Origin of the sequence: Flavobacterium sp. (assembly GCF_027483985.1) — a bacterium.
In the GTDB taxonomy this organism is placed as follows: domain Bacteria; phylum Bacteroidota; class Bacteroidia; order Flavobacteriales; family Flavobacteriaceae; genus Flavobacterium.
This window is the reverse complement of the sequence record NZ_JAIXTJ010000056.1, coordinates 206100-225685: the sequence shown is the minus strand read 5'-3', so window position 1 is coordinate 225685 and position 19586 is coordinate 206100. Positions and strand designations below refer to the sequence as shown.

Annotated in this window: 19 protein-coding genes; 9 read left to right on the top strand and 10 right to left on the bottom strand. The window is 30.7% G+C overall.

All coding sequences use genetic code 11. The features are described from left to right. Window positions 1-538 precede the first annotated feature (538 nt). The 5 genes from Q0050_RS14890 to Q0050_RS14870 all read right to left on the bottom strand — a co-directional run bounded on the left by Q0050_RS14890 (window position 539) and on the right by Q0050_RS14870 (window position 6387). Entirely contained in the window at window positions 539-772 is a 234-nt protein-coding gene (locus Q0050_RS14890) for an AtpZ/AtpI family protein (protein WP_298397626.1), read from the bottom strand. Next, entirely contained in the window at window positions 741-1145 is a 405-nt protein-coding gene (locus Q0050_RS14885; RefSeq protein ID WP_298397623.1) for a polymer-forming cytoskeletal protein, read from the bottom strand. Before Q0050_RS14885 ends, Q0050_RS14890 begins: the two co-directional genes overlap by 32 nt. Before the next feature lie 4 nt (window positions 1146-1149). Further along, window positions 1150-4011: a gliding motility protein gene (locus Q0050_RS14880; RefSeq protein WP_298397620.1), complete on the bottom strand. Its 2862-nt coding sequence runs from the start codon at window positions 4009-4011 to the stop codon at window positions 1150-1152. 164 nt (window positions 4012-4175) lie between these two features. Next, on the bottom strand, window positions 4176-4874 hold the full coding sequence (locus Q0050_RS14875; protein ID WP_298397617.1) for an ABC transporter ATP-binding protein: 699 nt from the start codon (window positions 4872-4874) through the stop codon (window positions 4176-4178). Window positions 4875-4917: 43 nt separating this feature from the next. After that, window positions 4918-6387: a DUF5687 family protein gene (locus Q0050_RS14870; protein WP_298397615.1), complete on the bottom strand. Its 1470-nt coding sequence runs from the start codon at window positions 6385-6387 to the stop codon at window positions 4918-4920. 119 nt (window positions 6388-6506) lie between these two features. On the opposite strand from Q0050_RS14870, the gene Q0050_RS14865 reads away from it, so the two are divergent. From Q0050_RS14865 to Q0050_RS14855, 3 genes are all read left to right on the top strand, one after another. Next, window positions 6507-7562, top strand: coding sequence for a ferredoxin--NADP reductase (locus Q0050_RS14865; RefSeq protein ID WP_298397613.1), 1056 nt, complete (start codon window positions 6507-6509; stop codon window positions 7560-7562). Window positions 7563-7648: 86 nt separating this feature from the next. Beyond that, complete coding sequence (locus Q0050_RS14860; protein ID WP_298397610.1) at window positions 7649-7957, top strand: hypothetical protein; 309 nt, start codon at window positions 7649-7651, stop codon at window positions 7955-7957. Window positions 7958-7973: 16 nt separating this feature from the next. Next, window positions 7974-8588, top strand: coding sequence for a GldM family protein (locus Q0050_RS14855; RefSeq protein ID WP_298397607.1), 615 nt, complete (start codon window positions 7974-7976; stop codon window positions 8586-8588). An 88-nt stretch (window positions 8589-8676) separates the two neighbouring features. On the opposite strand, the gene Q0050_RS14850 is transcribed toward Q0050_RS14855, so the two are convergent. Together Q0050_RS14850 and Q0050_RS14845 are read right to left on the bottom strand one after the other, a co-directional pair. Beyond that, window positions 8677-9684 carry a glycosyltransferase family 9 protein gene (locus Q0050_RS14850; protein WP_298397635.1) on the bottom strand — a complete coding sequence of 336 codons (1008 nt, stop codon included), beginning with the start codon at window positions 9682-9684 and terminating at the stop codon, window positions 8677-8679. Between the two features lie 136 nt (window positions 9685-9820). Then, window positions 9821-10426 (bottom strand): DUF4254 domain-containing protein, encoded by a 606-nt coding sequence (locus Q0050_RS14845; RefSeq protein WP_298397604.1) that lies wholly within the window; start codon window positions 10424-10426, stop codon window positions 9821-9823. Window positions 10427-10538: 112 nt separating this feature from the next. Here Q0050_RS14845 and upp point away from each other — a divergent pair, with 112 nt between their 5' ends. Beyond that, window positions 10539-11192 carry a uracil phosphoribosyltransferase gene (upp, locus tag Q0050_RS14840; RefSeq protein ID WP_298397601.1) on the top strand — a complete coding sequence of 218 codons (654 nt, stop codon included), beginning with the start codon at window positions 10539-10541 and terminating at the stop codon, window positions 11190-11192. On the opposite strand, the gene Q0050_RS14835 is transcribed toward upp, so the two are convergent. After that, window positions 11187-12116 carry a DUF6427 family protein gene (locus Q0050_RS14835; RefSeq protein WP_298397598.1) on the bottom strand — a complete coding sequence of 310 codons (930 nt, stop codon included), beginning with the start codon at window positions 12114-12116 and terminating at the stop codon, window positions 11187-11189. The genes upp and Q0050_RS14835 overlap by 6 nt on opposite strands. Before the next feature lie 48 nt (window positions 12117-12164). Here Q0050_RS14835 and Q0050_RS14830 point away from each other — a divergent pair, with 48 nt between their 5' ends. Beyond that, the gene (locus Q0050_RS14830; protein WP_298397596.1) at window positions 12165-12395 is read left to right on the top strand and encodes a uracil phosphoribosyltransferase; all 231 of its coding nucleotides are present in this window, start codon (window positions 12165-12167) and stop codon (window positions 12393-12395) included. Here the strand turns inward: Q0050_RS14830 and purD are convergent. Then, window positions 12387-13661, bottom strand: coding sequence for a phosphoribosylamine--glycine ligase (purD, locus tag Q0050_RS14825; protein WP_298397593.1), 1275 nt, complete (start codon window positions 13659-13661; stop codon window positions 12387-12389). The two genes, Q0050_RS14830 and purD, sit on opposite strands and share 9 nt — an antisense overlap. A gap of 191 nt (window positions 13662-13852) precedes the next feature. Between purD and Q0050_RS14820 the strand changes: the two genes are divergently transcribed. From Q0050_RS14820 to Q0050_RS14805, 4 genes are all read left to right on the top strand, one after another. Then, window positions 13853-15166 (top strand): phenylacetate--CoA ligase family protein, encoded by a 1314-nt coding sequence (locus Q0050_RS14820; RefSeq protein WP_298397590.1) that lies wholly within the window; start codon window positions 13853-13855, stop codon window positions 15164-15166. Between the two features lie 23 nt (window positions 15167-15189). Further along, the gene (locus Q0050_RS14815) at window positions 15190-15720 is read left to right on the top strand and encodes an ORF6N domain-containing protein (RefSeq protein WP_298397587.1); all 531 of its coding nucleotides are present in this window, start codon (window positions 15190-15192) and stop codon (window positions 15718-15720) included. Between the two features lie 56 nt (window positions 15721-15776). Further along, a complete protein-coding gene (gene wecB, locus Q0050_RS14810; protein WP_298397584.1) occupies window positions 15777-16883 on the top strand; it encodes a non-hydrolyzing UDP-N-acetylglucosamine 2-epimerase in 1107 nt (368 codons plus the stop codon). Between the two features lie 152 nt (window positions 16884-17035). After that, window positions 17036-18220 (top strand): glycosyltransferase family 4 protein, encoded by a 1185-nt coding sequence (locus Q0050_RS14805; RefSeq protein ID WP_298397582.1) that lies wholly within the window; start codon window positions 17036-17038, stop codon window positions 18218-18220. On the opposite strand, the gene Q0050_RS14800 is transcribed toward Q0050_RS14805, so the two are convergent. Further along, complete coding sequence (locus tag Q0050_RS14800) at window positions 18217-19584, bottom strand: undecaprenyl-phosphate glucose phosphotransferase (RefSeq protein ID WP_298397580.1); 1368 nt, start codon at window positions 19582-19584, stop codon at window positions 18217-18219. The two genes, Q0050_RS14805 and Q0050_RS14800, sit on opposite strands and share 4 nt — an antisense overlap. Between the last annotated feature and the right edge of the window lie 2 nt (window positions 19585-19586).

Below are 19586 nucleotides of genomic sequence, written 5' to 3'. Positions count from 1 at the left end.
TTTTTTTGAAATCACCATAACTTTATTTTTCTTAAATTTTAAGGTTTCTAAAATTTGGTGCAAAAGTACAATTTTTATTAATATTCCAAGTGGATAAGAAAAAAAAATAATCGATTTTACAGATATTTTTTAGATTTACTGATTTTTATTTAATATTCTGACAGTTATTAACGTCTCTATTGCTAAATAAAGAATAAATGACAGAAAAAAACTATTCTTTTCGTAGGATAAAAAATCGTGAGGGTTTTTATTTATTTGATGCAGAAAAAAATAAGCAACGCCCATTTTAAGAATAGTCAATACCATATAAAAATAACCTACAATATCTAGATTTCTTTTTCGGACAAAAATTAATGTAGTGATTATTAAAAATGAAGATATGGTGAAGAAAACGTAAATCTGTCTTAGTGAAAAATAAAAATTAGAAAGTGCCTCTTGTCCTATTAAATAAATAAGAATACAGTAATGAACGAAAAAGCAAAGAATTGAAAAACCTAAAACAGATAGTAATGGTTTGAATATTGAACGTTTCATTAAGTTATTTTTCTTCCGATTCGTTGATCTGTTTTAACTGTCTATTCAAATTATAGAATGCCAATGCTACGCCGATTAGCACAAAGATCTTCACATAAATGTTGTTTTCATTAACAAATTTATCATCCAACCATCTTCCTAAGTAGGCAAATAAAAAGATAACCATACCCATTTGAATTGGAATATTGATTAGCGCCAGCCATTTGTTACGCTGTTTTTTCTTCGACTGGTTGTCCATTATTTTGAAGATTTTTTACTTGAGGTTTCATTACACAAGTTGCTGTAAATTCAGCACCTGGTTCGACAGCTAATTTTCCACAAATAACTTCACCGTGAATAACAGCTTTTGATTTTAAATTAAGCATTTCTACCACTTGAATTTTACCGTCAAATTTTCCTTCAATATCGCAGTTTTTGCAAACGACATCTCCTTTAACACTTCCGGCTGGACCAATTACCAATTTTCCTTTACATTCAAAATTTCCAATCAAATGTCCGTCTAACCGAAAATCAGCTGGCGAAGAAATATCACCTTTAATAATAGTTCCTTCAACAATTCTGTTGGTTTTTCCTAAAAGATCTGTATATGATTTTGGTTTTTTATCGAACATAACTTTATGGTTTTCTTGGCAATTCAGGTGTTGGTGGCATCATCCCTTTTGGTGCTGCATCCTCAGTTTCAATTGGATTAGTTGTTTTTTGATTTGGAGCTGATTTTCCTTTTTCTGGAGTTTGATTTAGTTTTGTAAGAACTTCATCTTTGGTTAACTCTGTAGGTTTTTTAGCAATCTGTTCTTTAGGTTGTTCTATCTCGAGAGTTCTTTGAATCGGAACAATTTCTTTGTTCAACCAATCTCCAGCACTATATTCTTCAATATTTTTTTTGATTTGAACTACTTTATAATTTTCGCTAGAGATAACTATAGCTGGTTCAGTAATTTTATATTCTTTAAATTCTTTCAACACTTGAGCAATTCCTTTTGCATTATCTAAAGATTTAATTCCGTGAATGGCTATAAAGTTTTTGTCAATTGTATAAATATCTATTGAAATAGTTAGTTTTTCAATAGTGCGTTCTGCCGCAAATTTGTTTAATTTTTCTAACAATGTTTTGGTATTCTTATCTTCTAAATTATCAGCTTTGTATAGTATATTCCACGATAAAGGAAATTCAGAATTAAATGAAAGCGACTCCAGATAAGGCATTTTTTTGGCTAAAAATACCTCTGTTGATTTTCCTTCTTCACTATTTGGATAAGTTAGAGCAACATAATTTAATGCTTTTTTAAATTCAGTTAATCCTTTAAGTTTTCCTAGAAGATTGGCTTTTAATAATTCAAATTTAGACACCATTTCTTCTCCTGTAAATTGCTCAATAGCTAATTCAACCTTAGGAAGGACTTCTCTAAACAAGCCTTTATCATAGTCTTTGTAAAGCAAGTCGTAGGCAACTTCGGGAGTTGAACTTATTTGCCCTGAATTATTTATGTTATTAATAATTTGAGCATAACGCGAATCTGGATACAGAGCAGTAATTTTAGATTTCATCGCCAATGCTTTACTTGGATCAATAATTTGATAAATTTTATACAAATTATACATTGATGGCAAAATCAATCGCTCTTCTGGTTTGTTTTGAAGTAACGTTTCTAGTTTTTCTGCCGCGCGTTTGTATTCCTTGAATTTTTCTTTGTAGATAGCACCAAGTTGATAATAGGCGAAATTTCTTTCTTTGGCAATACTATCCAAATCTTTTTCTGATGAAGGAATTTGTTTTAAATAAAAATCAGTGGTGTAACGCTCATCAACTGCTTCGCTTTTATCTCCATTGTCTGCTAAATCATTAGCATCCTCAGGATTTTTGTCATCTTTAGCGATATCTTTTGACCATCGCCAATTTTCAACTTGCGGTCTGTTTCCCCATTTTTTCTTGAATTCAACTTTTCCAAAAGCCACAGTTGAAGGATTATAAAAATAGAACGTATTTCCGCCCGAACTTGAAATAGAAGGAGTTGGCGTAATTGCTTTAGGTTGGACTTGTTTAGAAACAACGTCGTCAAGTTGGGCTATTTCCTTAGCGCCACTTTTTCCTAAAACATCTCCATCAGCGGAGTTTAAAGCATTTAATTCTTTAATTTTAGCTTCTTTTGCAGCTAACTCTTGTTGTTTTTTCTCTTCTTTTTTAAGATTGTCAATATAATTTTTATAGTAACTTTCTCTATCAGATGAAGACATTGATGCTACCTTTAAAATACTATCATTACGTTGAGCAATACCTTCAAATTTAATTACGTCTTCAAGATTTTCTCTCTTTTTGGTAATCAATTTAAACTCACGTGTTCTTGGGTTTAAAACCGTTAATGTGCTATCATAATATTTACCAGCAGTTACATACTTAGCTTTATTAAAATTAATTTCGGCTAGATTTCTGTAATTTGAAGCTATCAAATATTCGTCTTGAGATCTTGACTTCAATGATTTATTATAATATTTTTTAGCTGTTTCAGGTTGGTTCGATTTATCATAAAACAAAGCCATTTGATGATTAAGTACATCTAGATACGGACGGTTTTCTCTATCTTTTAGAAGGCTTTTATATTTTTTTATAAACTCTAAAGTATCTCCTTTTTTGAAATCAAATTGTTGCGCTTGTCTTGCATGTGCTTGAATAACATATTGACGAGCAGCTTTCCTTTTCATATCAATCACGTTTTGATATTTAACAAAAGCACTGTCTTTGTAACCCATTTGCTCATAAACTTGACCAAGAATAAATTGGTATCTAGCTTTTTCTTCTTGAGATTTTGTAAATTCTGTGGCTAATTTTAATTTGGCAACAGCACTATCTTGTTCTTTTAAATTAAGAAAAGCTTGGGCTAAAGTTGCATTAGCATCGGCAAAAATTTGATCTTTAAATTTAATTTCTTTAAGAAGTTTTCTAAGATTGATTACCGCTAAGGCATCATTATCCATTCGCATGTTGGTTTTTTCACGCCAAATTTTTACTTCATAAATTTTATCACTTTTAGGATATTTATATAAAACATAATTAAACGCTTCTAAAGCTGGAACAAATCGTTGGTCATAATAACGCGCTTTTCCTAACATTAAGTGCGCTTCATCCATCTGCGGATTTTTTTCTCCGCCTTCAATGTTCATAGAATGTTTTTGAATTGCCTTCGTTGCTTTGGTTTCTGCTCTTTCAAAATTAGCATTCTTTGCTTGTCCGGGAAGCATTTGATCTTGAGTGATTTGCATACGCTCTACAGGTAACGTTTCCCAAAAATTGTCTTTATATTGTGATTTTAAATCTGCTATTCCTTTATCAAGAGCAATTCCACCGTTATAAAGTATATTAAATTCTGTACTCAATGCGTGAGAATTTCTAGCCAAAAAGGTGTTTTTCTTTGTAGAACATGCTACAAAAAAAATAACAGCGCCAAGCAGAAAAAGATGTTTTATAGTATTTGATTTCAATGTAAAACGTTTTAATAAGTAACTCTAAAAGGTTAATTTTAGTATAACTAACTGGTAAAAATACGTTTCTTTTTGATAAGTGAAAATAAATTGATGATTTTTTAAAAAAGAAATCCGCAAAACAACTTAATGTTTTACGGATTCTTATCAAAAAAAATAGCAAATTATACTGCGAAAAATGCTTCTAATTCTCTTAATGTTTCTGGTGAAGTTTCAATATCTTTTACAATTTCACCTTTATTTAAAGCTACAATTCGGTTACAAACTTCAACGGTATGAACCAAATCGTGTGAGGAAACCAAAACCGTAACTTCAGGATTATCAGACAATTCTTTGATAATTTTCTTTAATCTATTTACAGTTGTTGGATCAAGATTGGCAAATGGTTCGTCAAGAATTACCACTTCAGGATTTCCGATTAAAGTGGCAATGATTCCGACTTTTTTCATGTTTCCTTTCGATAAATCGCGCAAGTATTTTTTTCTTTGAAGAATTTCTCCGTTAAAAAACTCTTCGTGTTTTGCTAAAAGTGCATCGACATCGGCTTTATTTTGACCACGCAAATCGCCAATAAAATAGAAATATTCCTCAGCCGTTAAATATCCGATAAGGAAACTTTCGTCAATAAATGCCGCTGTGAAAGGTTTCCAAGCTTCACTTGTGTTTACTTGAATCGAATTGTTTTTTATAAATCCTGTTGAAGGTTGAATTAAATCTAACAGCAAACTGAAAAAAGTAGTTTTTCCTGCGCCATTATTTCCTACTAATCCAAAGCTTTGTCCTTTTGGAATTTCAAGATTAGTGATATTTAATACTTTTACTCCGTTGTTATATGTTTTTGAAAGATTGTTTACTTGTATCATTTTTTTAGTGATTAGTCATTAGTAAATAGTAAGTAGTCTAAAACTAGTTTTTTTGTTTGTATGCTGCAATGGTTGCATATTTCTCTTTTTTGTAGATTTTTTCGATTTGATTAAAAACATAATTTCTAAAAGCAAATCCGATAATTCCTGCCACAGCAACTAGTACTAAACCAATATTAGCAGAGAAAAAGTAATTTCCTATTGCATAAAGCGCCATTGGAACAAGCATTTTTGGAATGGTAATTAACATTGTTTTAAAATTGAACGCTTGTTTATCACCAAAAGCTCCTTTTCCTGTAGATAAATCGATTGGTGTTTTCACAAATGCGCCGCCAAGCATTACCAAATGAGAGTTTACTCCGATATTGAAAATCGCACCAACCACAATTAATAAATAGGTATGAACGCCAAAGAATAAATAAAACGATGCTAAAATTGTTGAGATTAAAGTTCCGATAACCATCAACCACCATTTTGAACTGATGTATTCTCTATATTGGATGTTTTGACTCATCATCAATTGATAATAAGCGCTATCCCAACTTGGTACAAATTGTCCGAAAGTGAAAAGAAATCCACCAGAGACAAAAATTCCGGCAAAAATCTGGAACATCGGACTTCTGTAAACTTCTATCGAATTGGTAAAAAACAATAATCCATAAAAAATGAATAAGAAACTCATTGTGAGCGTAGTTTTAGAACGCTTGTTTCTTAACAACAATCTAAGATCATTTTTCAAAAACGTTCCTAGAGTTCCAAATTGGTCGAGGAAAGAAAAGTTTTGTGTCTTTGCAATTTCACTTTTCTTTGCTAAACCTTCGTCTAAATTCAAATTACTTTTAAAATAGTTGAAAGCAAAATAATAGGTCGCAATAACCAAAAGTATCGGAATCAAAAACACAAAAACCGTTTCGTACATTCCTTGAAAAAATGGCTGCGTATATAGTGTAATATCAAATAATTGGTAATAATGCGCTAATCCTAAACCTGCAACAATAGCCAAAACCGAGTAGAAAACACTGTCTTTATTATTGATTAAAACATTCACAAAATTATTAAAATAAAACAGCGCCATAATTCCTAAATGCCAAAGAATTACATTTAAAACGGAATAACCATTAACCATTAAAACAATAGAAAACGGAATGAAAAACAAAGAATGCGACCAATTGAAAAAAGATAAAGCGGTTTTCCCCAAGGTAAAATGAACAATCGTATTTCTTTTAATAGGCAAAGTCAATAATGGTCGAATGTTCATCACAGGCATTTTTTGAAGAAAATACCTTATAACTAAATCTAATACTAAGTAATAAATCATAAATTTATTTACTGTTGAAAGTGGTTCCAATCCAGATTCTTTTAAAATAAAGAAGGCTCCAACGCCAGCAGCAATAAAAATCACCATAAAATAAATTGCAAAAAAACCTATAAAGATTTTCATTGCAATATTAGTTCCTAAAGATGCTGAACGAAGAAATGCCTTCCATTCGAGCATTATAAAATGTTTGAACATAGTTGATTGTTTTGGTTGAACTTATTAGATGTTAAATTTAAAAAAATGTTACAAATTTTTTCAAACATAGAATAAATGTAACTAATCGCTATTTATTACCTTTGTAAAAATTACTTACGATGTCACAATTCTATAAATTACAAATCAAAGAAGTAAAACGTGAAACGCCAAGTGCTGTTTCTGTCGTTTTTAATGTTCCTTCTGAATTACAATCTGCTTATCAATTTATTGCTGGTCAATATATTAATCTAAAACTTACGCTTGACGGACAAGAAATTCGCCGTGCTTATTCTATTTGTTCTTCGCCAGAAAGTGGTGAATTACGTATTGCAATTAAATCGGTTAAAAACGGACATTTTTCAAAATTCGCTAACGAAAACTTGAAAGTTGGCGATATCATTGAAGTTGGTCAACCTGAAGGTAAGTTTACTTTTGAACCACAAATTGACAGACAAAGAAATTACGCAGCTTTCGTTGCTGGAAGTGGAATTACTCCAGTGATGTCAATTTTAAAATCGGTTTTACACAACGAAAAAGACAGCACTTTTGTGTTAGTTTATGGAAATAAAAATAACGTCGAAACTATATTTCATCAAGAATTACACGATTTGCAACAACAATATGTAGGAAGACTTTTTGTGCATTATGCTTACACGCAAATTAAAGTTGAAAATGAACTTTTTGGAAGAATAGACAAAGCCAACGTAAACTTTGTTTTAAACAACAAACACAAAGAAAAAGAGTTTTCTAAATTTTATTTATGTGGTCCAGAAGAAATGATTAATTTGGTTACCAATGTTTTAAAAGAACATAATGTTGCCGATAAAAATATCAAATTTGAATTGTTTTCAACATCAACTTCTGCAGAGAAAGAAATTGCAACTTCAGAAAATGGTCATACCAAAATCACCGTTTTAGTTGATGGTGACGAAGCAACATTTGAAATGAGTCAGAAGCAAACTTTGCTTGAAGCTGCTTTAAAACAAGGCATCGACGCTCCATATTCTTGCCAAGGCGGAATTTGCAGTAGCTGTTTAGCACGAATTTCAAAAGGAACGGCCGAAATGAAAAAGAACTCTATTTTAACCGATAAAGAAGTTGCTGAAGGATTGATTTTAACTTGTCAAGCGCATCCAACTAGTAGTGAGATATTTGTTGATTTTGATGATGTTTAATTAGTTGCGAGTTTCGGGTTGAAAGTTGCGAGTTTTTGTAGCTACGATTAACCCGAAACTCGAAACCCGAAACTCGAAAACTTAAAATGCGAAACAAACTCGAAATATTTAAAAAAGTTCAAGATCTTTTGGATGAACCAGAAGTTCAAGAGCTTTTAGAGTATTGTGAAAAGTTAGAAGATGAGTTGGTGGATTTCAAATTTGAGAAAAACAAAAACAAAGAATTAATCTTGCTCGATATGATTAAGGAGGTTCTTAAAGGTTGCAATGCTGTAGAAAAAGAGCAAATGGAACACGAGCGTTTTGGCTACGAAGCACCAAACTATCAAGCCACTATTTCAAATTTAAAGAGTTATATTTTAGAAATTTGTAGAGATAATCAGATATATTTGTAAAATCGAGCAAATCTATATGATAAAATTTCTTCTAAAGATAGTTCCTTTTCTAATTCTTGTTCAATCATTTGGGCAAGAAATCGATATTTCAAGTTCTAAATCTGAACTAATTAACGGATTTCCAAATTATTTGACCGTAAGTAGTAAGGATTTAAAAAAGCTTAGATTTGAAACAGACAATGGAAGTATACTAACTTTGAGAGATGACCGAATTATCGTTAGCCCAAAAGTTATCGGTAATTTAAAAATAATGGTTTTTAAAAAAAAACTAAAAATATTTGAAAAGATATTTAAAGTCAAAGATATTAAGCCAGTCTTATCTTTTCCGTCAATAGAAACTAAACAAAATATTGTTTCAAAATCTGACTTATTAAAAATTCATAGTGTTTATATTTATTTTCCAGATTTAATCTGTTCTGATTTTTCCGACACTTCATTCAAATGTGATATTACAATAAAAACAATTGATGGAATAGTACAATTTACAAGCAATAGTACAAATATTCCAAATAATGTTAGAGACGAGTTACTAACTTTAAAAGAGGGTGATCAAATTAATTTTAAAAATATAATATACAAAATTGGAGATAAAGAATTCCGTGCAGATGATGTTTTTTTAGAAGTTAATTAAACTATTCTAAAACAGTTTTATAATAATCAGTTTAAGATTTATTCCTTAATTCATTTTTCTAATAACTCATTAGAAAAATGAATGTTAATTATTTCAAATCAATTTTCTCAACAACACTTTCCACAGAAATACTTCGCATTACATCTTCATAACCTTCAACTTTTTTATTTCCATAAACCGAAGTTGGTAGTAATGGGTATTTTTCTCTATCAGAAACCAAGCAATTTTCTATAGGTTGATTAAATGGTGAAAAACCAGCAAACGGATGCGTTGCGCCCCAAAGTGAGATGACTTTTATTCCTAACATTGCTGCGATATGAGCATTTCCAGAATCCATTGATAGCATTACGTTCAGATTCGAAATGAGTTGCAATTCTTGCTTTAAATTTAATTTTCCGGCTACAACAATTACATTTTTTTTAGTTGAAGCAAATTGATTTAGGATTTCAATTTCTCTGTTTCCACCACCAAAAAGGAAGATTTTATTATTGTTATCAGCTGCTAATTTATCAATCACTTGTTGCATTAAATCTTTTGGATACACTTTACTTTCGTATTGTGCAAAAGGCGCAATTCCTATTTTAATTCCCAAGAAATCGGAAATCTTGCCATTGTCAACAAAGTTTTTTAAAATTTCACTCGACAAAACAGCTTTTTTTGGAAAATTAGGTGAGGACAAATCAATAGCAAAACCAAGTTTTGTGAAAGTTTGAACGTGTCTTTCAAACATTGACTTTAATGGTTTAAAAATCTTATTTTCGGTGCTAGTTAATTGCTTTTTTTCTTTTCTTCCTTTGTCTGTAAAAGCCACTTTTTTTCCGCTCAAGGCAAATAATGTTCTGACAACTTTAGAACGCAAAACATTGTGCAAATCAGCTACAGCATCGATATTCAATTGTTTCAAATCGGAGTATAATTTCAATAATCCTATAAAACCCTTGTGACGTTCTTTTACATCAACTGCAAAGAAATTTACATTATCAATTCCGTCAAAAAAAGGTTTAAAAAACGGACGCGAAACTATAGTGATTTTTACGTTTTTGTTTTGCTCAACAAAAGCTCTAATAACAGGAGCTGTCATAGCAACATCGCCCATTGCTGAAAGACGAATCACGGCGATATGTTGAATCTTTTTTGACAATTAATTAATTTTTTAAACCATTAAGGTATTAAGTTTCATTAAGTCTTTTCTTAATTTTTCTTAATACCTTAATAGTTCGAAATGTGAAATTTTATTTTTTATTCTGATACAAAACAGGGTTTAAGTCATCATCGTTGTACATTTTCATTTGTTTGTACACTTTCATGAATTTGTCGCCATTTTCAATATCAGATAATAAATCGTCAATTGCAGTTGATAAATCAGTTCTTTGTTCAAGAAGCACATTTAATTTCTCTTGACATTTATCTCTGTGTTCTTGCGAAGCTTCAGCACGGGTTGCTTCTTCACTCATATGATAAATTTTTAAGGCCAAAATTGACAATCTATCAATAGTCCAAGCAGGTGATTCTGAATTGATTTTAGCGGTTGGTTTTACTTCAACATTACCATATTTTTGAAGAAAATAACTGTCAATATACTCAACCATATCCGTGCGTTCTTGATTAGAAGCATCAATTTTTCTTTTCAAAGTTAATGCCGCAACCGGATCAATATTTGGATCACGAATAATGTCTTCATAATGCCATTGCACAGTATCAATCCAATTTTTAAAATATAATAAATGCTCGATTTTTTCCTTTGGATAAGGATTGTTAATCGGTTGGTTTACATTATCGTAAACGTGATAATCCTTGATACTTTGTTCAAATATAGAATAGGCAAATTTTGAAAACATAATTAATAATTTTATTTGCAAAGATAGTTTTTATACTTTTGAAAATAGTTTAAAGGTTTAAAAAAGTTTAAAGGTTAAAACTTAGAACTAGTAATTCAAAATCAACAAAAAAATGCAAATTCATTATATTTCTGAAAATAATAGTATTCTCAATCATTTTTTAGCTCAAATTCGCGATGTTACTATTCAAAAAGACAGCATGCGTTTTAGAAAAAATATTGAGCGAATTGGAGAAATAATGGCTTATGAACTGAGTAAAACTTTAGAATATAAAGCAATTGATGTGCAAACACCATTAGGAATAAAACACACGACAACTATTGCTGATAACGTGGTTTTATGCTCAATTCTTAGAGCTGGATTAGCTTTGCATACCGGTTTTATGACTATGTTTGATAATGCTGAAAACGGCTTTGTTTCTGCTTATAGACATCATCCGAACCAAGATGATTTTTTTGAAATTCTTGTCGAATATCAAGCTGCGCCATCTTTTGAAAACAAAAATCTGATTTTAATTGATCCAATGTTGGCAACAGGTCAATCAATTGTAGCCGTTTTTAATAAATTAATGACCGAACAAACTCCTAAAGAAATTCATATTGCAGTAGTTATTGCCGCGCCAGAAGGAATTGCATATTTACAAAAACATCTTCCTCAAAATTGTCATTTATGGGTTGCTGCTTTAGATGAAAAACTAAACGAAAAAAATTACATTATTCCAGGTCTAGGAGATGCTGGAGATTTAGCTTACGGAAGCAAATTATAACTGCGAAAAGAAACAAAAAATAGCGCAAATAATTGACACAAATAAAATAAGTTCTTGCTGTATTTTATTTTGTAAATATTCTATTGTATTAGTTGCAATTATTGCTAATGGTAAAAAAGTAAAAATCAACACTTCATTGCTTTTATTGGCAGAAATAAAGAAAATAACGATTCCAATAAAAACGGATAACAACACTTTCTTGTAAGATGCTTGCAAATTCAGCGGCTTATTAGTTAACGTAACTAAATACGGTAGTACAAAGAAAATGGCAAATACCGAATAAATAGAAAAAGCAATATTTTGATAGGTATTGGTAAAATAATCCACTTGCAAATTAATGACCTCGGATTGTAAATAAACCTCAATCGCATTTTTATCTAGTAATAAGGCATAAAAAATGAAAATAATTACCGTGGTAAAAAAAGCTACAAAAGGAATTAACCAATTTCTATAATCTCTTGAAACGTGAAAAACTATCGAGACATAAACCAATAATACAAACAAAATTGACCAAAAATGAAAAAGACTAGCGATGAAAATCCAAAGTGATGCGTCGAATATTTTTTCTTTAGGGGCTTTCAAAGTTTGCAGAGACACTAATCTTCTTATCGCCAGTAAAATAAAAAAATTGGATAGAATTAGTTTATAATTGTTTAAAACATTAGGGAAAAACATAAAAAAAATCAGAAGAAAAAATATAGTGTAAGCACTGTCTTTAGTCAATCCGTTTTTTTTTACAATAAAGTTAGAAATAAAAAAAGAAGCTATCAAGATCAACAATAAACCTACCTTAATCATTATTTCAAATAATGAATTTGTCCATTTTGTATCCTGCAATTGATAGGTAAAAAAGAAAAAAACAATCAAAATCCCTACAAAAGAGTAATTAATTGGTGTAGATTTTTTAAAAACGCTTGTTATCATAAGGATATTTTATACTTTTGTGGATGTAAATATAATACTTGTTTAAAAATGAAAGCATTTTTTGAAGGAATACAGACACTATTTGTAGATTTTTTATTTGTACCACAAGATTTTCTAAGAGAACTAGAGCTTACTTCATGGTTTGGAGCTAATGCTATCAACTGGATTTTTATGGGAATTTGCGGTTACTTTATGATTTATTGGATTAAGCAATTGCGTATTTTTGACGAAGCAGGAACCGAAAACCAAGATACAACGGCACATTCGTTCTTAAAATAAGTCGAAACCAATATCTTTTCTAAAATACATCTTATCAAAATTTAGTTTATCTATATTTTGGTAAGATTTTTTTATGGCTTCTTGAAAGCTTTCGCCAAATGATGTAATGGCAATAACACGACCACCATTGGTAACCACTTTTCCGTTTTCTAACTTTGTTCCAGCGTGAAAAACAATTGAATCTTCGATGCTTTCTAGGCCAGAAATTTCAAAACCTTTGCCGTAATCTTCTGGATATCCGCCAGACACTACCATAATTGTTGTAGCACTTCTTTCGTCAATTTCTAAAGAAACTTGGTCTAATGTTTGATTTCCAACCGCTTGAAAAAGTTCTACCAAATCACTTTTCAACCTCGGAATTACAACTTCCGTTTCAGGATCGCCCATTCTTACGTTGTATTCAATAACAATTGGTTCGCCTTTCACGTTTATTAATCCGATAAAAACGAAACCTTTATATTCAATTCCGTCGCTTTGCAAACCTGCAATTGTTGGTTTTACAATTCGGGTTTCAATTTTTTCCAACAAAACTGCATCTGCAAATGGAACTGGAGAAACTGCGCCCATTCCGCCAGTATTTAAACCGGTATCACCTTCGCCAATTCGTTTATAATCTTTTGCTGTTGGAAGAATTTTGTAGTTTTTTCCGTCGGTTAAAACGAAACAACTTAATTCAATTCCGTCAAGAAATTCTTCGATAACTACTTTAGAACTAGCTGTTCCGAATTTTTCGTGTACCAACATATTTCTTAATTCTGATTTAGCTTCATCCAAATCTTGAATTATCAACACGCCTTTCCCAGCAGCCAAACCATCGGCTTTTAAAACGTATGGCTGTTGTAATGTTTCTAAAAACTTACATCCTTCTTCTACCGTTTCTTTTGTAAAACTGTCGTAAGCAGCAGTCGGAATATTATTTTTTACTAAAAATTCTTTGGCAAATTCCTTGCTTCCTTCTAATTGCGCACCAACTTTTGACGGACCAATTACTGGAATATGATTTAAAGCAGTATCGTTTTTGAAGAAATCATAAATTCCGTGAACCAATGGATCTTCTGGGCCAACAACAACCATATCCACTTTTTCTGCCAAAGCAAATGTTTTTATGGCATCAAAATCTAAAATATTTAAAGAAACGTTTATTGCAATTTGCGATGTTCCAGCATTTCCTGGAGCAACAAATAATTTAGAACATTTTGAAGATTGCAGCATTTTCCAAGCCAATGCGTGTTCGCGTCCGCCAGAACCAAGTAGTAAAATTGTCATTGTGTTGTATATTCTGAACTTGTTTCAGAATCTCTTCTTAACTTAAACTGATTGTTTTTGTTATAAAGAAATCTTTTCTAAAACTTGTTCTGTTTAGTTGTTGTGCAAAAATAGTTTCTTTTCAAAAGAATTTAAAGCTAATTGACCGAAAAGTTTTTGTTTTTAGTATTTTTGAACAAAATAGATTTTTTGTGTTCAACCTTTTCAATTTATCGCTCAAGGCAAATGGTTTTCCGATGAAGGAAGCAACTGCTGAATTTGAAAAAATTCAGGCCATTTCTGATGCTGAATATGAAAATTATATCGATTTAAAACGAAAAGAAATTGTTGACTACCATTTAAAAAACAATAAATCCTATCAAGAATTTGTTGGAAAATCTGAAATAGAAAATTGGAATGAACTTCCGATAATGACTAAAAAAGAATTTCAGAAGCCTTTATCAGAAAGACTTTCTACCGGATTTACAATTAAAAACGTTTATGTCAATAAAACTTCGGGCTCAAGTGGTGATCCGTTTGTTTTTGCGAAAGATAAATTTTGTCACGCCTTGACTTGGGCAAATATTATCACAAAATTTGGATGGTTTAACATTGATTTTAATTCGTCTAAACAAGCAAGATTTTACGGAATTCCACTAGATTTTATTGGAAATAAAAAAGAACGATTAAAAGACGTTTTGAAAAACAGTTATCGATTTACCATTTTTGATTTATCGGATGAAATTCTTGAAAAAGTGTTGCTAAAATTTCAGAATAAAAAGTTCGATTACATAAATGGTTATACTTCCTCCATCGTTTTATTTGCCAAATTTCTTCAAAAGAAAAACATTGTTTTAACTTCTGTTTGTCCAACGTTGAAATGTTGTGTCGTTACTTCCGAAATGTTATTTGAAGAAGATAAACTATTGATGGAAAAACAATTTGGAGTTCCAGTTATCAATGAATATGGTGCTTCCGAATTGGATTTGATTGCTTTTCAAAATCCAAATGATGAATGGCAAGTGAATTCGGAAACCATATTTGTAGAAATTTTAGATGAAAATAACAACGTTCTTCCCAACGGAAAAGAAGGCCGAATTGTGATTACTTCGTTGTACAACAAAGCGCATCCGTTTATAAGATATGATATTGGCGATGTTGGAATTCTTGACGAAAAAAGCACTATCAAAAAGCCAATTTTGAAAAAATTAATTGGAAGAACCAACGATATTGCCATTCTTCCAAGCGGAAAAAAAGCACCAGGATTGACGTTTTACTACGTAACCAAAAGCATTATTGAAGACGACGGAAATGTAAAAGAATTTGTAATTAAACAAACAAAAATCGATACTTTTGAAGTGGAATATGTAAGTGAAAATGCATTAACCGAAAGTCAAATTTTAACTATTGAAAAAGCAATTACAACTTATTTAGAAAGTGGTTTGACGTTTACATTTACAAGAAAAGAAAAATTACAACGCAGTAAAAGCGGAAAATTGAAGCAGTTTGTTTCGATGATGAAATAAAATATAAACCATTAAAAAACTATATGAGCCAAAATTTAATTATTTCAGAAGAAACGATTTCAGATAAAATTTACTTTATCCGAAATCAAAAAGTGATGCTTGATAGCGACTTAGCAACGCTTTATGGCATTGAAACTAAAAGATTAAAAGAGCAAGTTAAACGAAATATCTCAAGATTTCCTGAGGATTTTATGTTTGAATTAACCGAAATTGAATACAATTCTTTAAGGTCGCAAATTGCGACCTTAAAGAAAGGACGAGGTCAACACCAAAAATATCTGCCTTCAGTTTTCACAGAACACGGCGTTCTAATGTTATCAAGTGTTTTGAATAGTGACAAAGCTATTCAAACCAATATTCAAATTATGAGGATATTTACCAAAGTGCGTCAAATGCTTTTGGATACAACCGATTTGAAAATTGATATTATCCAAATTCAGAAAAAACTTGAAAATCACGAGAAGAATATTGAGTTGGTTTTTAGTTATTTGGATGAATTAACTGATAAAAAAGAGAATACAAAGCCAAGAACAAAAATTGGTTATAAAAAATAATTAACATAACAATGGTATCTTTAAATTCAAAAGATACTGAAACGAGTTCAGTATAAATGAAAATAACCATAATTGCAGGAGCAAGACCTAATTTTATAAAAATTGCACCAATCATAAAAGCGATTGAAAAACGACAAATTGAAGAAGAAAATCTCTCATTTAGATTGGTTCATACAGGTCAACATTATGATAAAAACCTGAGTGATACTTTTTTTGAAGAATTAAATATTCCGCATCCTGATGCTAACTTGGAAGTAAAAAGTGGCTCACAAGCTGAGCAAACTGGTGCAATAATGGTTGCTTTTGAAAAAGAATTACTTCAAAATCCGTGTGATATGGTTTTGGTTGTTGGCGATGTTAATTCGACAATGGCTTGTGCTATTGTAGCTAAGAAAATGAACATAAAAGTAACTCACGTTGAAGCCGGAATTCGATCAGGAGATATGACAATGCCAGAAGAAATTAACCGAATCGTTACCGATAGCATCACGGATTATTTCTTCACAACGTCAACATCTGCATCAGAAAATTTGTTGAAAAATGGCGTTGATTCCTCAAATGTTCATTTTGTTGGTAATGTGATGATAGATACTTTACATCAGAATTTAAATCGAATTTCCGCTCCGAGTTTTTGGACTGAATATGGTTTAGAAACTGGAAATTATATCATTTTGACTTTGCATCGACCATCCAATGTTGATGAAGAACAATCGTTAATCAATTTATTGGAAGGAATTGATAAAATGGTTGGAGATAAAAAAATAATCTTTCCAATTCATCCGCGCACGAAAGCTATTTTAGGTGAAACCAATTTGAATTTGAAAAACATATTATTTGTAGAGCCACAAGGCTATTTGAATTTTATGTATTTGATAAAAAATAGTTTTGCAGTTATTACAGATTCTGGAGGAATTTCTGAGGAAACTACGGTTTTAGGAATTCCGTGTTTTACTATGCGAACCACAACCGAAAGACCTGAGACTATTGAAATTGGAACTAATAATTTAGTTGGAATTTCTATTGAAAATCTGGAGAATTTATTTGGAGAGTTTCTTCAAAATGGTGCGAAAGAAGCTGGAATACCTGAGCTTTGGGATGGAAAAGCATCTGAGAGAATTATTGATATTTTATTAAAAAAAAGCGACACGAATTTCACGAATTAGCACGAATTCTGACTACTAAGATTTCACGAATTTTTTGATAAATAAACATTAAGAATTCGTGTAAATTGGTGAAATTCGTGTGAAAATAAATATTCGTGTAAAACAGATACTGAAACCCTGAAATAAATTCAGTGTAAACAAGTTCAGCATAAATGAAAGAAATCCTAATAATATCCAATTATTATCCGCCGGAAAAAGGCGCTGCAGCCAATAGAATTGAGCAGTTGGCCTTGAAATTGCATCAAAATGATTACAAGGTTTCTGTAATTTGTCCGTTAGGTAATTATCCTAAAGGTGAATTGTTTCCTGAGTATAAAGGTAAATTTTCGGTTACTGAAAATCGTGATAATATTACAGTAAAGCGTCTTTGGATTTATCCTAGTGTGAGCAAAAATTTGATTGTTAGAATTATTTCTGTTCTGTCATTTTCATTGAGTTTGTTTTTCTATTTGTTGTTTAAAAAAACGCCTCAAAAAGTAGTGGTTCAATCACCTCCATTATTGCTTTCTTTTATCTCTGTTTTTGTACTTTCATTAAAAAATAAAAAGATAATTCTCAACATTTCAGATCTTTGGCCATTGGCTGCGATTGAATTGAACGCTTTGAAAGAAAACTCTTTTTCACATAAATTCTCTTTGTTTTTAGAACGATTTATTTATAAAAAAGCAACTATAATTATAGGTCAATCTAATGAAATTATCACTCACGTAACTTCGTTATTTCCTCGAAAAGAATGTTATTTATATCGTAATTTTCCAGATCATAAAGTCGAAAATTTTGATTTAAAATTTGAGGAAAATCAACCTATTAAAATATTTTATGCCGGACTTTTAGGAATTGCACAAGGTGTTTATGATTTGTGTGAAAAAATAAATTTAAATGGCTTAAACATTGAATTACATCTGTTTGGTGATGGTGCTGAAAAAAGTCAAATAGAAGCTTTAATTTCAAGTGAAAAAGGTAAAAATATCTTTTTTCACGGCATGATGGAACGTAACCATTTACACGAAAAATTAAAATCATTTGATATTGCCATTGTTCCGCTGAAAGTTAGGATTTATGGTTCGGTTCCTTCAAAGATATTTGAATATGGTGCACTTGGATTTCCTATTTTATACTTTGGTGGCGGTGAAGGCGAAACTATTGTTTATGAAAATAAAATGGGTTGGGTTGCAGCAGTTGGTGACTATACGGATTTAAATGATAAAGTAAAAGAAATCTCTAAACTCAATAAATCGGACTTGTTTAAAATGAAAAATGACATTTTCACTCAATCGCAACTAGTCTTTAATTTAGACAATCAAATGAGTGATTTAATTAAAAAAGACGTTTTTTAATAGGCTTTATCTTCGCCTTTAAAAATGTTTACAACCGTCTGAATAATGATTTTTATATCCATAACGATGGACCAATTTTCGATATAGAAAACATCAAATTTGATTCTGTTTATCATATCTTCATCGGTTTCAATTTCACCTCTATAACCTTTTACTTGTGCTAAACCTGTGATTCCTGGCTTAACATAATGACGCACCATATAGCGTTTAATCTTGCTAGCATAAGATTTGTTTTGTGACCATAAGTGAGGTCTTGGACCAACAACTGACATATCACCTAGTAAAACATTAAAAAATTGAGGTAGTTCGTCGATACTCGTCTTACGCATAAATTTACCCATTTTGGTAACTCTAGGATCATTTTTAGAAGCTTCTTTTTCAGTGGTTTCATTGACTTGCATCGAACGAAATTTGTAGCAAAAAAATTCGTGTTCGTCTAAACCTGGCCTTCCTTGTTTAAAAAAAATAGGTCCTTTAGATTCTAATTTAATAAGAATAGCAATTAATGGCATCAACCAAGATAAAACGACGATGATTACAAATAGTGAAAAAATCACGTCGAAACCTCTCTTAATTCCTTTTATTGTTGGGTTGTGCAATTGTGTTTTTTGAAGAGATAAAACTGGAAAAAGTTCGTAATAATCAATTTTCATATTTTTAGAAAATATCTCTTTGGTGTCTGGAATGAATTTTATTGTTTTATTATTTTCATCCGCAAATTCCACTAAGTCCTTTAGTTTTTCGTTAGAAATTTCGTTTAAAGAACAATAAATTTCATCGATTTTGTTAACTACTACAAAGTCTTTGATATCATCAACTTTTCCTTTTATTTCTGGATTTTGCTTCTTATCTGAAAAATAACCTTGAAAACGATAACCATAATCTTGTCGGTTATCAAATACTTCTTTTAAACGAATTGCTTCTGGTGTAAAACCAATTATGATCGCGTTTCTAAAATTATTTTTAGTGGTAATTCTATATTTCTTTAAGTAAAAAAATAAAAAATATTTTATTCCTGCAATTAAAATAAAACTAATAATCATCATAATTGCAATTGCTTTTCCGCTAAATATCGCTGTTTTAGCAAAAGGAAAGAAAGCTATTATGACTAAAAGAAATATACTAAATTGTCTAAAAAGTTTAGATATAATTTCAACTGGAGTAGTAAATCTAAAAACTTCATAAAACTTTACTAGAAAAGCAATTAAAATCCAAGCTAAAGACTGGTATACCACAAAATAGACCATTTCTAAGTTTAAATCTCTAAAGAAATATAAACTTAGAATGGTTAGGACCAAAACATCTAGGACAGTGCTTAATGGTCTAATGTATTTGGAATATCGGCCTGTTTGCTGAGCAACCATAT